Origin of the sequence: Pseudomonas donghuensis (assembly GCF_000259195.1) — a bacterium.
GTDB lineage: Bacteria > Pseudomonadota > Gammaproteobacteria > Pseudomonadales > Pseudomonadaceae > Aquipseudomonas > Aquipseudomonas donghuensis.
In genome coordinates, this window is sequence record NZ_JH650770.1 from 24,484 (window position 1) to 41,392 (window position 16,909).

16 protein-coding genes are annotated in these 16,909 nt (G+C 48.3%); all 16 read right to left on the reverse strand.

All coding sequences use genetic code 11. The annotated features are described in order from the left end of the window. Positions 1-14: 14 nt before the first annotated feature. Entirely contained in the window at positions 15-1,028 is a 1,014-nt protein-coding gene (locus tag UW3_RS0117840) for an MraY family glycosyltransferase (RefSeq protein WP_010224111.1), read from the reverse strand. A 34-nt stretch (positions 1,029-1,062) separates the two neighbouring features. After that, positions 1,063-2,025, reverse strand: a complete 963-nt coding sequence (locus UW3_RS0117845) for an NAD-dependent epimerase/dehydratase family protein (protein ID WP_010224113.1) — start codon at positions 2,023-2,025, stop codon at positions 1,063-1,065. Between the two features lie 2 nt (positions 2,026-2,027). Continuing rightward, positions 2,028-3,368, reverse strand: a complete 1,341-nt coding sequence (locus UW3_RS0117850) for a UDP-glucose dehydrogenase family protein (protein ID WP_010224114.1) — start codon at positions 3,366-3,368, stop codon at positions 2,028-2,030. A gap of 12 nt (positions 3,369-3,380) precedes the next feature. Further along, a complete protein-coding gene (locus UW3_RS0117855) occupies positions 3,381-4,343 on the reverse strand; it encodes an NAD-dependent epimerase/dehydratase family protein (RefSeq protein ID WP_026001388.1) in 963 nt (320 codons plus the stop codon). Positions 4,344-4,351: 8 nt separating this feature from the next. Continuing rightward, positions 4,352-5,158: a glycosyltransferase gene (locus UW3_RS0117860; protein ID WP_010224117.1), complete on the reverse strand. Its 807-nt coding sequence runs from the start codon at positions 5,156-5,158 to the stop codon at positions 4,352-4,354. A gap of 22 nt (positions 5,159-5,180) precedes the next feature. Then, entirely contained in the window at positions 5,181-7,112 is a 1,932-nt protein-coding gene (gene asnB / locus UW3_RS0117865; RefSeq protein ID WP_026001390.1) for an asparagine synthase (glutamine-hydrolyzing), read from the reverse strand. A gap of 41 nt (positions 7,113-7,153) precedes the next feature. Further along, the gene (locus UW3_RS0117870; protein WP_010224119.1) at positions 7,154-8,038 is read right to left on the reverse strand and encodes a glycosyltransferase family 2 protein; all 885 of its coding nucleotides are present in this window, start codon (positions 8,036-8,038) and stop codon (positions 7,154-7,156) included. Positions 8,039-8,050: 12 nt separating this feature from the next. Continuing rightward, on the reverse strand, positions 8,051-9,382 hold the full coding sequence (locus UW3_RS0117875; RefSeq protein ID WP_010224121.1) for a hypothetical protein: 1,332 nt from the start codon (positions 9,380-9,382) through the stop codon (positions 8,051-8,053). After that, positions 9,379-10,281 (reverse strand): glycosyltransferase family 2 protein, encoded by a 903-nt coding sequence (locus UW3_RS0117880; protein ID WP_081492820.1) that lies wholly within the window; start codon positions 10,279-10,281, stop codon positions 9,379-9,381. The genes UW3_RS0117875 and UW3_RS0117880 overlap by 4 nt, the downstream gene beginning before the upstream one ends. A gap of 85 nt (positions 10,282-10,366) precedes the next feature. Continuing rightward, complete coding sequence (locus UW3_RS0117885; RefSeq protein WP_010224125.1) at positions 10,367-11,635, reverse strand: O-antigen translocase; 1,269 nt, start codon at positions 11,633-11,635, stop codon at positions 10,367-10,369. Between the two features lie 6 nt (positions 11,636-11,641). Then, positions 11,642-12,766: a DegT/DnrJ/EryC1/StrS family aminotransferase gene (locus tag UW3_RS0117890; protein WP_010224127.1), complete on the reverse strand. Its 1,125-nt coding sequence runs from the start codon at positions 12,764-12,766 to the stop codon at positions 11,642-11,644. Next, positions 12,766-13,284 carry a GNAT family N-acetyltransferase gene (locus tag UW3_RS0117895; protein WP_010224129.1) on the reverse strand — a complete coding sequence of 173 codons (519 nt, stop codon included), beginning with the start codon at positions 13,282-13,284 and terminating at the stop codon, positions 12,766-12,768. Before UW3_RS0117895 ends, UW3_RS0117890 begins: the two co-directional genes overlap by 1 nt. Further along, positions 13,281-13,679, reverse strand: a complete 399-nt coding sequence (locus tag UW3_RS0117900; protein WP_010224131.1) for a sugar 3,4-ketoisomerase — start codon at positions 13,677-13,679, stop codon at positions 13,281-13,283. The genes UW3_RS0117895 and UW3_RS0117900 overlap by 4 nt, the downstream gene beginning before the upstream one ends. Continuing rightward, entirely contained in the window at positions 13,676-14,242 is a 567-nt protein-coding gene (rfbC, locus tag UW3_RS0117905) for a dTDP-4-dehydrorhamnose 3,5-epimerase (protein WP_010224132.1), read from the reverse strand. Before rfbC ends, UW3_RS0117900 begins: the two co-directional genes overlap by 4 nt. Positions 14,243-14,302: 60 nt before the next feature. Next, positions 14,303-15,640 (reverse strand): Wzz/FepE/Etk N-terminal domain-containing protein, encoded by a 1,338-nt coding sequence (locus UW3_RS0117910; RefSeq protein WP_010224133.1) that lies wholly within the window; start codon positions 15,638-15,640, stop codon positions 14,303-14,305. A gap of 154 nt (positions 15,641-15,794) precedes the next feature. After that, the gene (locus tag UW3_RS0117915) at positions 15,795-16,871 is read right to left on the reverse strand and encodes an LPS O-antigen chain length determinant protein WzzB (protein WP_010224134.1); all 1,077 of its coding nucleotides are present in this window, start codon (positions 16,869-16,871) and stop codon (positions 15,795-15,797) included. Positions 16,872-16,909: the final 38 nt, after the last annotated feature.

Genomic DNA, 16,909 nt, shown 5'->3' on the forward strand with positions numbered 1-16,909 from the left:
CTTTATGTACCTTACTACCTCTCCAGAGCACCGGCTTTAAACTTTATCGCCAACCATACCAACGGGACGTAGGCAATCAGCGTCCCCAGGGCGCCATCAATCACATCGAAAGCCACACACAGTGCCAATGGGAAAAGCCAAATGATGTTCACGAGCCAAACCGTCAAGGTGACTGTACGGTGGCTGCTGTAATACCGTGACGCAAATTGATAGGCATGACTTCTATGGGCCTCATAGAGCTTCTCTTTGCGCAACAACCTACGAAGCAACGTGAATGTTGCATCTACGATAAATACTCCCAGCAGGATTAGCCAACTCCAGAAAAAGTTCGGCGCAGTCCATGCCGCGAGCAATGACATGCCTCCCAATACAATCCCCAGAAAGCCGCTGCCGGCGTCCCCCATAAATATCTTGGCAGGAGGGAAGTTCCAGCATAGAAAGCCGGCCGCCGATGCGGCAAGCGCCAAGGAAAGCAACGCCATTCCCGTGTACCCGCCGATCAACCAAATCAGAGCGGCTGCAACAGTGACGAAAATTGCCTGTGAGCTAGCCAGCCCATCAATGCCGTCCATGAAGTTGTAAAGATTGAGCATCCAGACGAGATAGAGCACCGCCAACACATGCCCTACCCAGCCGAGGCTCAGAGAGAAGCCGAAAGCCTCTAGGGGCGCGAGCCCTCCTATGAGGAAAACAATCCAAATCGCGGCAAAGAAATGCCCGATTAGTCTCCAGCGGGCAGCAATGTGCCCAAGATCATCGAAGAATCCAAGCAGCGCTACGCCTGCTCCCGCACCTAAAAGCGCCAGCAGCGTTTCGCCGCTGATGGCCTGAATACCATACAGGCAGGGCAGTGCAAGGAGGAAGCAAACGACGATCGCCACTCCCCCTCCGCGAGGCGTGGGAACACTATGAGAACTACGCGCGTTGGGTATATCCATCACACTTTTGAGAATGGCAAAACGCCTGACCGCGGCGGTGAGGGAAAATGAGCCAATAAAGCAGAAAATAACGACAAAAGCGGAAATCATAGGGCTTCCAAATCCATCCTAGTACAGTATCTGATCACAACGGGCGGCGTTGTTTATAAGACTTCCCTGCTTCGATCAACGCCTCAACTGGCTTCTCTCGTGGTATCCACCCCAACAGATTTTGTGCCTTGCGCGAATCGACCTCCAACGAGGAGAACAGCTGAGTGTAGATGCCCTTTTTGCCAGCCAACGTCAATGCAAATTTCATCAGCAGACCAGGCATGTAAAACAACCGTGCCTTTTGCCCCATTCCCACCGACAATGCTTCGACAATCTGACCAGTAGACACGCTTTGGCAATCGGAGATGAGGAACAGTTGATTACTTGCCTTTTCATGGGCAATGGTCAATGTGAGGAAATCAACCAAATTCCCAAGCGAAATCATAGTCCGTCGATTGCCCAATCTCGCAAACGGCAATGGGATATTTTTCTCGACCAAGGATAAGAGACGCGCAAAATTCCCTGGAGCGGACGCCGCATACACCAAAGGTGGACGAACAACAACAAGCTCCATTGTCGTTCCCTGCACCAATGCCTGCAGGGCCACCTCTGCCTCCAACTTAGAATGCGCATAAGCAGCAACGGGAGAAACAGCGCTATTTTCGTTGAACGCTTCAGCCGAAGTCGTCGCTCCGTTGACCCCAATAGAGCTAACAAACACAAAACGTTTCACTCCCGCAGCAATCGCACTACGTGCCAGCGCCAAGCTAGTTTCAACGTTTGCGACGCGAAAGAGTTCCAATGGGTTCTGTACTTGATCGTTGAGGACATGCGCTCTCCCCGCCAGATGCACCACACAATCAACCCCTGCCAAATGAGAAGTCATACTTTCCTGATCACAGAGATCAACGCTAATGACTTCGCCAGCTATAGGATTGGCGGGCATTCGCCTCACTGCCGCCTTCACAGAGAAACCTTCGCCAACCAGCGACTCGCATAGAGCGGAGCCAACGAATCCAGAGGCACCAGTGACCAGAACCTGACAGGGAGTGCGCATTGTCAGACTCCTGCTGCTACGTACGGGCGACCTACCGCGTAGTAAGCAAGACCAGCGTCCGCCATAACCTGGGGCTCGAACAGATTGCGACCATCAACGACTACTTTGGAGGCCAGCGCCGCATGCAGCACGCTAGGCTCCACGACGCGGAATGACTTCCATTCTGTACAAATAGCTAGAGCATCAGCCCCAATCAAGGCGTCATCAGGAGATGTGGCGTAGTACAAGTCTTCGCGCAAACCATAAATGCGTTCGAATTCATGCATCGCTTTCGGGTCATAAACACGAACGCTTGCACCTGCGGCCCACAATTGCTCGATGAGCGTGCGACTAGGTGCATCCCGCATATCATCGGTATTGGGTTTGAAGGCAAGCCCCCAAATCGATATGGTTTTACCCGCCAGCACCCCGTTAAAAGCATCAGCTAACTTTGTATATAGCTTGGTCTTTTGCCGTTTGTTTACCGCTTCGACTGCCATGAGCAATTCGGCAGAGTACCCGACTTCGTCAGCAGTTTTAGCCAGCGCTTGGACATCCTTTGGAAAGCACGAGCCTCCATACCCGCAGCCAGGATAAATAAAGCTGTAGCCAATACGTGGGTCGGATCCAATACCAATACGTACCTGCTCGATATCAGCATCCAGGCGTTCGGCGAGGTTAGACAGTTCATTCATAAAACTGATCTTTGTCGCCAGCATAGCGTTAGCAGCATACTTGGTAAGCTCGGCAGAACGTACATCCATGAAAATCAATTTGTCATGATTGCGGCTATAGGGTGCATAGCACTCGCGCATCTTAACTTTGACAGTTTCGGAATCCGTACCAACGATGATACGCGCACCCTTAGTGAAGTCTTCAATCGCTGCCCCTTCTTTCAAAAACTCGGGATTTGAGCAAACGTCAAATTTCAGGGAGATACCGCGCGTTTGAAGGACCTTTGAAATAGTGGCACTAACTTTGTCAGCAGTCCCCACTGGAACCGTCGACTTGTCGATAACAATTTTTGGCTCAACCATATGCTGACCAATAGTTTCTGCTACCGCCAGTACATACTTCAAATCCGCCGAACCATCCTCATCCGGCGGCGTGCCAACAGCGATTATCTGCAGTTCACCAAAAGCGACAGCCGCTTCAGCACTGGTAGTAAAATGAAGACGCTGCTCTTGGAAGTTACGAACGACCATTTCGTCCAGACCTGGTTCATAGATCGGGATAACGCCTTGTTTCAATCCTTCGATTTTAGCTTCGTCGATATCAACGCACATGACCTGATGCCCAACATCAGCCAAACATGTGCCTGTAACCAAGCCAACATAACCAGTGCCGAATACGGTAATTTTCATAATGCCCCACCATTAAACTTTATAGTACGAACGGTACCAACTTACAAATTTCGCAGCACCATCCTCAACAGATACATTCGGGGTGTATCCCACCACGTCAAACAACCCTCTAGTGTCTGCCCAAGTCTGTTCAACATCGCCTGGCTGCATTGGCATAAAATTACACTTCGCCTGAATACCAGTGGCAACTTCCACCGCTCGAATGAAGTCCATAAGATTAACAGGACTACCGTGCCCGATATTAAATAGAGAGTACTTTTCCATAACGGCGGCAGATTGAAGCAACAACTTAATTCCGATTACAATGTCATCAATGTAAGTAAAATCACGTGACAGCGCCCCGTGATTGTAGACATCTATGGATTTACCTTCAAAAATAGCCTTGGTAAACTTGAACATGGCCATGTCCGGACGGCCCCATGGTCCATACACCGTAAAAAATCTCAAACCAATTGTTTGCAGACCATATAAATGTGAATAGGTGTGGGCCATCAACTCGTTGGATTTTTTTGTTGCCGCATATAGACTGATTGGATTATCGACACGCTGCCCAGTTGAGAATGGAACTTCTTTACTCAATCCATATACCGAACTGGAGGAAGCATAAAGCAATTTGTTAACTGAATGATGTCGACAGGCTTCAAGCACATTAAGAAATCCGACTACGTTGCTTTGAACGTAGGCCATTGGATTATCCAACGAATACCGCACACCGGCTTGAGCCGCAAGATTGACTACACAATCAAATGCGTGCTCGGAGAAAATATCGTTAATTTTCTCTGCGTCGGCAAGATCAGCTTCAATGAACTTGAAGTTTTCAATATTCGCCAAGTCTGCCAAGCGCGAGCGCTTCAACGAAACCTCATAGTAGTCATTGAGATTGTCAATACCTACAATATACTCGGCCTCTGAGGCTAAAACCTTGGACAAGGCATGACCAATAAATCCCGCAGCGCCGGTAATTAATATTTTCATTGCAGATCCTATCGCGCAAATTTATATAACAATCGCTTGATCGAAGCAGGAGAGCGACGGACTACCGAGCGCAGCAAATAGTTAATCAGGTACTCATGGAGCCCAATGAATCCTATTCGACGCTGAAATTTGAGAATCGATAATTCGTGCTTGAGATACGCACTCCCACGGCGTTCCATCATACCGCTCCCAGCCCGCATCTTAAGCAGAACTTCATTCAGGTTTCGCATCCGATAACCACGCGTAAGCATCAGTGACCACAAAGCGTAATCCTGAGCCTTACGAAATTCAGGATAACCGCCGACAGCAAGGACTGATTGCTTGCGAAACACCACAGTCGGATGGCTCAACGGACTGCGACGCTTGGCAAACTGGTGCAACGACGCGTGGTCCTGGGGCAGTCTGCGGATGCCCAACGATTCGGACATCTCGCTGTCAAACTCCTCCACCATCGCCCCAAGGACGTCAACATCAAGATTCCGCTCAAGAAAGTCGATCTGTCTTTCAAATCTAGCAGGTAAGCATACATCATCTGTATCCATACGTGCGATCAGCTCATACGAGCACTGAGCCAGCCCTGCATTCAATGCCCGTGCCAGTCCAACATTCTCTGGGAGTCTGACCGAAACGATCGGTAGGCGGTCGCGATAAGACTCGATAACCGCGGCCAAGGCTTCGCCGATGGGACCATCCTCGACCACTACAACCTCAGCGGGTTGTAGTGTCTGAGTGACGATACTCGCAAAACAATCATCCAGATAACCTGGTTGCTCAGATACATAAACTGAAATCAGAACTGAAAAGCCGGCGCTCACATTAAATCCCCTTTTACGACTACTACTGGTGAGCCAGCCAAGCCTGGAACATCAGAATATTCCACAACACTGTAGAGCGATTTTTCTTACCCGACAGATGTTCCGACCATAATCCGCGAACCATGGACACATTAAAGTGCCCTTGCTCCTCCAATCGCCGCTCATCAAGCAAGGCTTCCGCCCACTCTCGCAGCGGGCCTTGCAACCATTCCCTGAGAGGCACCCCGAAGCCCATTTTGGGTCGTTCCAACAGTGCACGATCAACGTGGCGGTAAAGCACCTGTTTGAGCACCCACTTTGACTCGCCTTCGCGGAACTTAACCGACAAAGGCAAGCGCCAAGCCAGCTCAACAATATTATGATCAAGGAAAGGTGCACGACCTTCCAAGGACACCGCCATCGCCGCACGGTCGAGTTTGGTGAGGATATCCCCTGGCAGATAAGACTTGAGATCATTCGCCATCATTTTCTGCACATCGCAAAGCTCATCGCTGATCGTTGCTACAGCGCTTGTGCGCTGCGTACTCGTTGAGTTACGCAACAGGCTGTCAATATCGTGATAGCTAGAGACAATACCTTGGTAGATAGCATCTGAATCTTTCGCCCCAATGATCTGAGCGACCTTGTGAAGCTTGTCACCGAGGCTACCGAAGCCTTTGGCTCCTGGCAGCCATCGCCCGACCGCATCCCAACTGGCTGGATCGACAGAAGTTAAAATTTTACCTACGCTACCACGTAGTCCAGCCGGCACAGGCTTGAGGTACTTCCACAGCTTCCCGGTCACAAGATATCGGTTGTAACCACAGAACAGTTCATCGCCGCCATCGCCGGACAACGATACAGTCACTTTCGATTTCGCTAGTCGAGAAACCAGATACGTTGGTATTTGCGACGGATCGGCAAATGGCTCATCCCAAATGTTCGGAATCATAGGAATGACATCAAGTGCTTCTTGCGAAGATATATAAAGTTCTTCGTGGTCTGTGCCAATATGCTCCGAAACCTCTTTCGCATATTGCGCCTCGTTGAACCGAGCATCATTGAAGCCAATAGAGAACGTCTTGATTTTCTGACTCGACTGAGCCTGCATCAACGCGACGATTGCCGAAGAGTCCACGCCGCCGGAAAGAAACGCCCCAAGCGGAACATCCGAAATCATCTGACGTTTGATCGAAAGCTTGAGCTGACGCTCCAATTCGTCAACTGCATCTGCTTCAGAACCCTCAAAAGGATTGTGCAAACCCTCTCGGACGACCTCGTCAATAGACCAGTAAGTACCCAGTTGCGGATCTGGCCGTACCCTGGACACTTTCAAATACTGGCCGGGCATTAATTTGGAAATACCCAAATAAATAGAGTGCGGGGCCGGCACGTAGCCATAGCGGAGTAACGCGGACAAAGCCTGAGGATCGATAGTTGCCTTGAACGTCGGGGAAATCTTTAAAGCCTTGAGTTCCGAGCCAAACAGAAAGTCGTCACCCATCCAGCCGTAATACAGTGGTTTTTCACCTAGCCGATCGCGGACAAGCGTTAACTCCTGAGTCGTTTGATCCCAGATCGCCATGGCGAACATCCCATGGGTAAGGACCAAGGTCCTTTCTATGCCGTAGGCGTCAAAACAAGCTAGCAATGTCTCTGTATCAGAGCCCCCTGACCAGCCACTTACTTTACCTTGGGCTTCCAGTGATGCTCTAAGATCCAAGTGGTTGTAAATTTCACCATTGAAAGCTATGACATACCGCCCGGACACGGAAAGCATGGGTTGCGCACCATGGCTCGAGGTATCCAGAATTGACAAGCGTCGGTGCGAGAGACCCACCCCGCAGCCGGCGTCTACCCATACACCACCTGAGTCAGGTCCACGGTGAAGGATAGCTTTCCCCATGCGTGCCAGTCGCTCATCTGCGCCTGCATCAAGCTCCTTTCTCGATAGAAACCCTGCGAACCCACACATTTATTTAGCCTCAAATTGAGAAACGCGTTTGCTAAGCGACATCAGCTAATCTTACCTGTCTTTTTCAACATGCCATCCTTGATGCCTTTAAAAATATACTGCAGCCGTCGCATTTTTCGATCCAGGATAAGAGGAACAATCATGAGCTTGCTCCCCATGATAAGAAAATACTTAATTTTCCACTTCCCAGGAACAAACGACTTAGAGAGCAAATAGATAAAGTTTCGATATTGGTAATAATGGCGAATAGGTGAAGGCATACCAATCTTAAAACCGAAAAACAATTTATGCCCGTCACCAAGCATATGGCCTATTTCCAAGGTCGTATCAATAAAGATTTGATAACCTAACGCCCGACTGCGCCAACACCATTCCCAATCTACGAAATCGATAAACAAGTCTTCGTTCTTCTCCCCGATCCTCTCCATTGCGTGTCGAGAGACCAGAAACCCAGAGCTTAAGGTATAGTCTACCTCTATTACCCCTTTCGCCCTGTTAAGACCATCGTATATTTCATCGCTTCCTTTTTTTACAGCTAAAGGCCCCACACCTCCAACTAGCCTCCCTTCTTCAACAAGCGAATCAAAGCAATTAAGCAACCGAGCAACATAAGACGGCGGAAGCTTAGAATCCTGGTCCATCTCGATAAAAAAATCGCAACCAAGATCAAGCGCTATACGCAAACCGAGATTCTGTGCTTTTGCGATGCCAACATTGTTAAAGAGCTGATTCAGCACTATCTTTGGTGACACACTAACCAACTTACGAACCGCAGCCTGGGCGAGCACATTGTCGGAGTTATCCGATAGAACGACTACATCCACCTGATCTACATATGTCCGCAAATTATCAACAAGCTCGACGACATCAGGATTATAAACCGTAAGTATTATCGCAACTTTTTTATCAGAGCTATACTCAACCATAATTCTACCTCATCACCGGCCACTATGAGAGGCTAGACGAAGTGCAAGCCCGAAAAATTTAATTATCGAAAACAAAATAAAAATATCCAACATATAGGCCAATCCCACCGCCGGCTCCAACAGCATAGGGATCGAGCGAACCCACAACGCGGCAGCGATTGCTGAATAGAACATACCGCCTTCAAATCTGGAGAGCGAGGAGACCGATGCCAACAAAAAGCCGATAAACGCTGAAAAAATAAACCCTGGAATCAACCCGAAATATTTATAAGCAAACAAATCAAAGTGACTAGTTGGACCGCCAGCAATATCATAATTAGGGTACCAATAAAGCAAACTCTGTTTGCCAATCGTATAATTATCAACGGGGTGCCCTACTAGCTCGCTCATCTTTGTCACGCTAACCAGCGGCGCCAGCAACTGAATAAACACGCCATCAGTTTCTAGCTCCTCAATCACATCATTTGGCAGTGCGAAATAGTATTTATCGCCATTGGCCAACACCCTCAACACTAACCTTTCGACGAGCATCGGAACTTCGGGCATGTACCCCCCTCCAGAGCTCGCATCAACCCCTGAGTTATCCAGATTCTTAGCCAATACAAACAAAGCAAAAAAGCCAACAACCGTCGAAATGAGTGCGACCTTTATAAAACCTAAACGCACCCTAATACCAAGCATCGCAAGCGCGAACAATGATGCATATATAGCCTCAAGCACAGCAAATTTCGCGCCGTTCAACATGGAGCTAACAACAAGAACGAACAAATACAACAAGAACAAACACCACGTCGCGAAACCTCTTCGCCCTTCCCGCCAGCGTTCGACACACATCAAAAATAGGTAGCCTATAAGAAACAACCTAAAGCCGTCTGCTACACGAACAAATGCCCCCATCCCTCGATTCTGTTCAAACCTGTTTGTTTCTGCACTAACACCCAGCCCCGTTTTAAAAATCAAGAACAAGGCGAGCGCAAAGTAAACAATCAGCACCAGGTAAAACTCAAATCGCCCTTTTCCCGCAGGGACTAAAAAGACATTTACCGCACTGCGAAACCAGGAAAGCCGATTATGAAGAGAGCTATAAACGAACCACAAGATAAAAGCATAAGAAAATAAAATGAAAATTAGATAAGCGGATATATATCCAGACAAAAAAAGTGCAACAACGATCCCGTAGGCCGTACCTAACGTAAACGTCCAATAGAAATGCAAGGGATCAAGATAACCAACCAAAACTGACTTTCGAATAGAAATGTAGAGCACAAAACTAACCGCCGCAATGGAGGCTAGTACCAGCGCAATATGAGAAAAAGCAAATTCAAAAAAGTCGACGTCGCTCATTTTTTTCTGCGCAAGTATTTAACGACTACACCCGGAGCTTGCAACACACTTGCCACACACTCCGACCACGTGCATGAGCGAAACAGGTCCCGTACAACTGAGAATTTTCCAATTCTCGCCGAATGAAGTGAATAGTACGCTAGTGTTTTTGCTATAGCCACTTGCTGAATCTGTGCAGGCGCTAGAGCCCGAATAAGATCACGAACCATGAAAAACTGCGAAACCGCATTTTTATAGGAATTTGTTTCATGCTGACGATAACGAACCGCCGTTATATCAGCTTTAAAGTCGAACCCCTTTCCTCTTTGCCCATATTTTTGGAATAGTTTTATGAACATGGGGTAGTCATCCAGTTTCAATGTCGGGTCCCACCCCCCAATTCCACGCAAGGCTTCCGTTCTGAAAATAGTAGATTGCAATAGAATGGGGGATGGATAGTCCGTGAACATTTCGAGTTCCCGAGCCTCCTCCGATAGTGAGAAAAACCGCTCATGATCTTTCCTATAGACAAGCCCCTTGCGTCCGTCCTCAAAGAAGTACTCACCACCGCCAATCACAAACTTATATTGCCCGTGACTGATTTCAGTAAATAGTTTCTCCACTCCATCCGGAACCAGAATATCATCGGACGCGATAAAAAAGCAGTACTCGGTATCAATCATGGAAAGTGCAAGATTCAGAGAAGAGACAAGCCCAGCATTGGGCTTGGTAATCAGCGACACCTTATGAGCAAGCTGATTATCTTCAATATACCTTTGAATCAAGTTGACAGTACCATCCGTCGAACCATCATCAACAACAATAATTTTTGTGCCTGGTATATTAACTATCGCGGCAGCGTCAATACACCCAAGCACATAAGCAGAGTGATTATATGAAGGAATTACTATTGTCAACATTGTTTCGACCACCCTAAGCCTAGCTGATGATTACACCTACACACACTACTTAAACAAAATCAAAACGGATAGCCGGGCACTCGCATCATGCAGCTTTTTCCTCTTGAGCAGTCGAAAAATTCCGTTTTATAAGTAACCAAACAACAATCCAATACAATAGATAGTTGACTGCATAAGCAATTACCACTCCCTCCAAACCAAACACGCCAAGCAGCTTGACCGATAGGAAGTAGAAAAAGACCGAAGACGAAACTTCAGTAAAGATAAAGGTTTTCACCATCGCTTTGCCGAGCATAAGATAACCCAGAACCCAACTACCCACCTTCAAACTATCACCAATTAACTGCCAAAAAAACAGCGCCTGCATTGGTAAAAATTCTTTACTGAAGAGGATAAGAATCAAATGTTCTCTGAGAAAGTAAATTGCAACTCCTGCCAAAACTGAAACGGGCAGTATCAACTTATACCCTGCGCGAATCTCTAACTTAATTTCTGAAAATGTCTTTAGCTCCGACAGCCGTGGAAGATAGTAAACCGCTAGTGTAGTGGTCACAACCAACAGATAGGCTGAGCTGAGTCGCCACATCGCTTCCCAATAACCGACTTGTGTCCAACCCAACTCCGCACCAATTTCACTCCTCACAAGCATTTGAGTGGTTGGCACGCAAGCAGCTGAGACTGCAGCCATCAAGGAAAACTTAAATAATTTAATGGTAATATCTTTGTCAACTTTCCCAAAAAATGAAGAAAGCGACATCCAAACCTGCTTGCGACATATAAATAGCGTGCCAAGCAGCGAAAAAGATTGGTATATTGCTAACGCCACGAGCGCGCCATACAAGCCTCCGTATAACGCTAAGCCCCCCGTAATAACCAGAGAAAACAAACTACCTAAAATATTGGAAACCACACAGCGACCAATATCTTTCAAACCATTAAGAATAGCCAAAAGCAGACTATTAAATACAAAAAAGGTTAACCCTACAGAGAACCACTTGAACACCCCTGAAAACTCTACATTCTTCAAGAATATCTCAGCCAAATCATCACTGAATACATATATCATCAGCGAGGCGAGAACAGAAGTGATCAGGCTTACAGTACCAGCAGTTCTCCATATTTTCTTCTGCAAATCCGGCTCGTCGTGGTACTCCGCAGTATATTTGGTCACCCCGTTATTGAAAGCCCCACTTGCAAAAGTGGTAATAATTGCAACTGCATTTTGAAACTGGCCGAATGCCGCATAACCCGCTGGCCCAACATATAGGGCCAGCAGTTTATTGATACCCAAAAGGGTAAGCATCTTGACCAAGACCGCGATACCATTCAGCAGGCTGGTTTTAATTAATGTCACGTCAAGTCAACCAGCGCTGAAAGCATTGCAAGCGGCAACTACATGGTTAGCCTCTTCTACAGTCATCGTCGGCCCCATTGGCAGGCTGATGACTTGTTCATGTATTGCTTCAGTAATCGGTAGAGAGCGCTGATTCCACTCGGCATACGCCTGTTGCCGGTGAGGTGGAATCGGATAATGGATTAGTGTTTGAACACCCTGCTCTGCCAAGTGACTTTGCAGCAATTCTCGACGCTCACTGCGAACCACAAAAAGATGCCAAACATGGGACTCAAGAGACGCTGCAGACATGGAAGGTGCTGCTGGGAGCGTAATAGCAGGATTCTTAATACCTTTCAGGTAAACGTCTGCAATGACTCTGCGATGTTCTGTTTGAGCATCCAGGTGCTTAAGCTTGACACTCAACATGGCCGCCTGGATCTCATCCAGCCGACTGTTAACGCCGGGGAACAGGTTTTTGTACTTCTCATGCGAACCATAGTTGCGCAGTGCTTTCAGGGTCTGCGCAAGTTCTGCGTCACTGGTAGTAATCGCACCAGCATCTCCCAAAGCGCCCAGGTTTTTTCCTGGATAGAAGCTGAACCCCGAAGCATCTCCCCAGTTGCCCGCTTTACGGCCATCAATACTGGCACCGTGCGACTGCGCCGAATCTTCAAGAATCAACAAGTTATGCTTTTGCGCAATTTCGCGTAACGCCGGCATATCAGCCAGTTGCCCATAGAGATGCACGGGCAGTAGAACACGCGTTCTGGATGTAATTGCTGCTTCAACCTTGCTCGGGCAGAGATTGTATGTTTCCAGGTCAGGCTCGACTAACACCGGAACCAATCGATTTTCGGTGACAGCGAGAATACTCGCGATGTAGGTATTGGCAGGAACGATTACTTCATCGCCTTCCTTGATCTTGCCCATCTCCTTCCAGGCACGCAAGGTCAGCGTAAGCGCGTCGAGGCCATTGGCTACACCGATGCAATACTGAGCACCGCAGTAGTCGGCAAACTGCGCCTCAAAAGAGGCCAGTTCATTACCGCCAATATACCAACCAGAATCAATGACTCGCGTACAGGCCTCAACAAGCTCAGCGCGGAGACCAGCGTTAATGGCTTTCAGATCCAGAAAAGGAACATTCATTATACTTTATCTCCCAGGCTCAGCTTTTTCGCCTCGACCACGCTGCGCGAAATTTCAAAATAGTAGTTTGTATCATCTTCACTTACTTGGACCGCCCCCATTTTCTTGTGGAAGGAAACCACGCGATCATTTCCTTTTACCACTTCAAAATGAGATTTTTCAAAGCCCAGATTTTGGAACCCGAACTGGTAAACCAGAAAGGCACTTTCAAGTGCAGCGAAACGGGTTTTTTCTTTGTTCAGGATCCAACTACCCCAACAGAACGAATCGTCCAGAATATCGTAGACGCGTACGGTTCCGCAGCGGACGCCGTCAAGCCTTTCGATGATGAAGTAATACTGCAAGCCATTTTGCTCGTCGGCTTTATATTTTTTGATCCACTCAACCTGATCTTTGACGCTAGGTTGTACTGAAGACAGGTATCGGTTGAGCTCAGTATCCAGCCTGAGGCTCAAGATGAACTCAGCATCCTGCTCTTCCACCAAACGCATACGAACTGTTTTAGCTTGAAGATTCATACAACCATCCGGCAGAATTCTTGATAATTTCTGATATAGTCAAGTTCATCATAGTGATCGCTGGCGAGCACTAGCAAGACGCAATCTTCACTGAAGTCGTGCATCTCATGCCACACCATTTTGTCTATCCGGATCGCCTTATTGGGCGAATCCAGCCAGCTTTCAGCCCTCTCCTTCCCGTCATCCATGATCATCCGGCACTTGCCGGCCACACACACAGCTATCTGCTGCAGCTCCTTGTGGGCATGAAAGCCTCTGGGCACACCTGCTTTCGTGCCAGTCAGGTAGTAAACTCTTTTAATATCAAAGGGAATATTTTTCCCCCCTTCAAGCGCTACCAATTGCCCACGGTCATCGCCCATGACCTGAAAGTCGATCGTATCGATAAGACTCACTCAGCTATCTCCTGCACACTTTTTAAAAAAGGCGCATCGCGGTCTTTTTGATTGATAATGAAATCGACCTTTTCAGGCCACTTTATAGCCAGCGTCGGATCATCCCAGCGAATAGCGCCCTCACACTCTTTGGCGTAATAATCTGTGGTTTTGTAGTGGAAGTGCGTATCCTCTTCAAGCGCTACAAAACCATGGGCAAAGCCTTCTGGAATCCACAGCATTTTCTTATTGGCAGCGGTCAGTTCGACACCCACCCATTTCCCAAACGTCGGCGAAGACTCACGGATATCGACCGCGACATCAAACGCTGCGCCTTGAGTGACGCATACCAATTTCCCTTGTTGATGAGGGGCGCGTTGATAATGAAGCCCCCTGAGCACTCCCTTTTTTGAACAGGAGCGATTATCTTGTACGAAAGCTCTGGGTACTGGCAGCCCGCTTTCAGCCAGCAATGCGTGAAAGACTCTCTCGCTATAGCTCTCGAAGAACCATCCACGCTCGTCTTCAAATACGCTTGGCTCCAGAACAACAACATCAGGAATGTTAGTACGTATTAATTTCATATTCCCTCTGATTCTTTACCGCGAATCAATACAATTAGGATCTGAGCCGCCAAGTGTCACTTATAGGGTTTCGCGAAGCGCATCACCCTTGGTTCGTCGCTCCAGAGCCCGCTCTGTTTGCTCTACTTGCCGCCCGACCGCCAACGATGCCTGCTGAAGTGCATAATGACGCAAAATCGCAACGACGACTCCAACCAAAAGACCAACCAAAACCGCAACCAATATGATAATCGCTCGCATTGGTCGAACCGGTTGTAACGACTCAATGGCGCGCCGATCAATCTGGACCATTTTGATATTGTCAAAATCAATACCAAGATTCTTCAAGCGGTCCATTTCTTTACGAACATCATCGACATTTTGCAGAAAAAGGTCTTCATTTTGACGGTTCTGCAAGAGTTGCACCTGGCGATTATGCTGCAAAAGTTGGAGCTCTTTTGCGATTTGCGCTACCCGGCCATCGGTAAAATCGTCATTGGCCCGTTTCGCCAATGCTGCCCGTTCGGCTTCCAACGCATCAACGCCCATGAAGTAGAGAGGCACCGCTTGGTTGTTAACCTCCGTCCGGAATACGTTATTAGCTGGTCGCGCTGCGTCTCCAAGCATAGACGGTGTCGTTGGCCGCTGAATGCCCAAGCTGCGTGCGATGCCAATAGCCTCTGCCAGTTGCTGCATGCGTGCGATACGATTGAGTTTCAATTGTTGTCTTAAGGCCTTCAGCTCATCCTGCAGCTGCGCTTGCTTCAAGCCATCCTGCTCAAGGAGCCCCGCAATTAAAGACTCTTTGCCGCTGCTATAGGCGACCCTCGCAGCACTAAGCTGAGCCGCTAGCTCTGCCATCCGGTTTCGCACAATTACCGTCATATCAGCCTTGATGGCTTCACGCTCGGTTTCAATAGCATAATCAACAAACTTGTTGAGGATGGATACACCATCCACGCCTTGCTTGTAATCCAGGGCCGCACTCACGCTGTTTGAAAGCGCGTCCTTTTTTGTATCGGAAAGGAGCACTTTAAGCGAGTCGCGATTGAATCGTTCAAACGCCAGCTCGGAACTTTCGTCATTCTTCTCAAAGGACTTGAAAAGCGCTGGGTTTTCTTTGAAAAAACGAAGACGCGTATCATAGGAATCAAGCGTAGAAGCCACTTTCTTTAATGCTTTCTCCGATGATAGCGAGTAAAGCCCCGAGCGGTTGAGGGCGTCTAACTCATTCATTGGCACGGGTCGCAATACGCTTGTAACCTGGTACACGGGTACAAGAAAAAAAAAGCAATAAACAAGCGCAAAAAGTGCTGCTATCAGAACCGACAGCAGCACGATTTTTTTTTGCGTCCAGATAATCTTAACAACGTACAGAAGGTCAACTTCTCCATGTGATACCTGAGAGATCCTGCTCATACTAGTCACTGCTACCGCCTACGTTCAATCGGACAGATTGCCCTCGATTGCCGGTTACTGCGACGCGGGATACTCAGCGCTAGCTAAACAGGCACAATCGACTCGCTCTACAGCAATCGAGGAAAGTCGGACATTGTGCCACCATTCAGATCATTCACAAAGCGCCGCTTGCATGCGGAGAACGCGGATCCACGCGCTTTATCAGCGCGATCATCAAGACTAAAAAGACCCCAAGAATCGCTCCTAAAAGTGTTGCCCCGAGCAGTATGAGCAGTTTTTTTGGTGCTACGGGAGACTCCGGCACATCGATCTGACCGTCTAGACGATAGACCTTGACGCCACCTGGTTCAGCTTCCAGCCCTGCGTAAAACTCGTATCTCGCTTGCAGGTCTCTCAGCTTATTAATGAACGGGTCATCCGAACCACGCCGCTCAAGGTTGGTTATCTCTGCCTCAAGGGCTTTCGCACCGCGCATATAAGTCAGCTCGCCATCGACACTGGCTGCAAGCTCCGCTGATGCCGCACCGTCGATCAGTGGCGGTTTTTCCAGCCCGATAGCACGCGCAATTCGCAGCGCCTCTCTGAGGCGAACAATCAGGTCTTCGCGCATTTTCAGTCCACTTTCACGCAAAGTGCTGATCTGCTGACTGATGTTACGAGCCCTGACCTGTGCCTCCCTGGCGGCGTCTTCAATGACCTCATCCCTGGCATTGATTCCAGCCTTGGTAACGTACTCTGTCAGCCATTGCTGCGCCTCTTCCGGGCTACCTGCCTGAAAGGAGAAAACATAACGATCCGGCTCAGCCTTTCCTGCAGACACAACGCGCAACGTCTTGCCGAAGCGCTCGTACAGCTTGTCTTTAGATGCTTCATCCGCCGCCGCCCCCAAAGAGGGAAGGTAGTGCGTATTGAAAAACTCGCGACGAAGAGCCTCAGCCTGCAAATTACGAAGGAAAACGTCATAAACACTTTTCAAGGAGTATGGGTCAAGACCAGACTCCGAGGTGCGACCGTAGTTCAACTCAGCAATTTGGCTTTGCGTCGGCGGGATGATCGATACCTTTGCCTCGTAGACCGGCTTGGTGATAAAAACATAACCCAATCCAAACAAACCAAAAACCAATACCACCAGAAGGATTAGGAATTTCCCTGCCCAAAGGAGGCGAAGCAGCTCAACGAAATCAATATCTGCATCTGCATCTGCGCGGTTTTCAAATCTACCGTCTTGCATTCTTGTTTGTCCCACTCACGGTTACATTGCTGTGATTT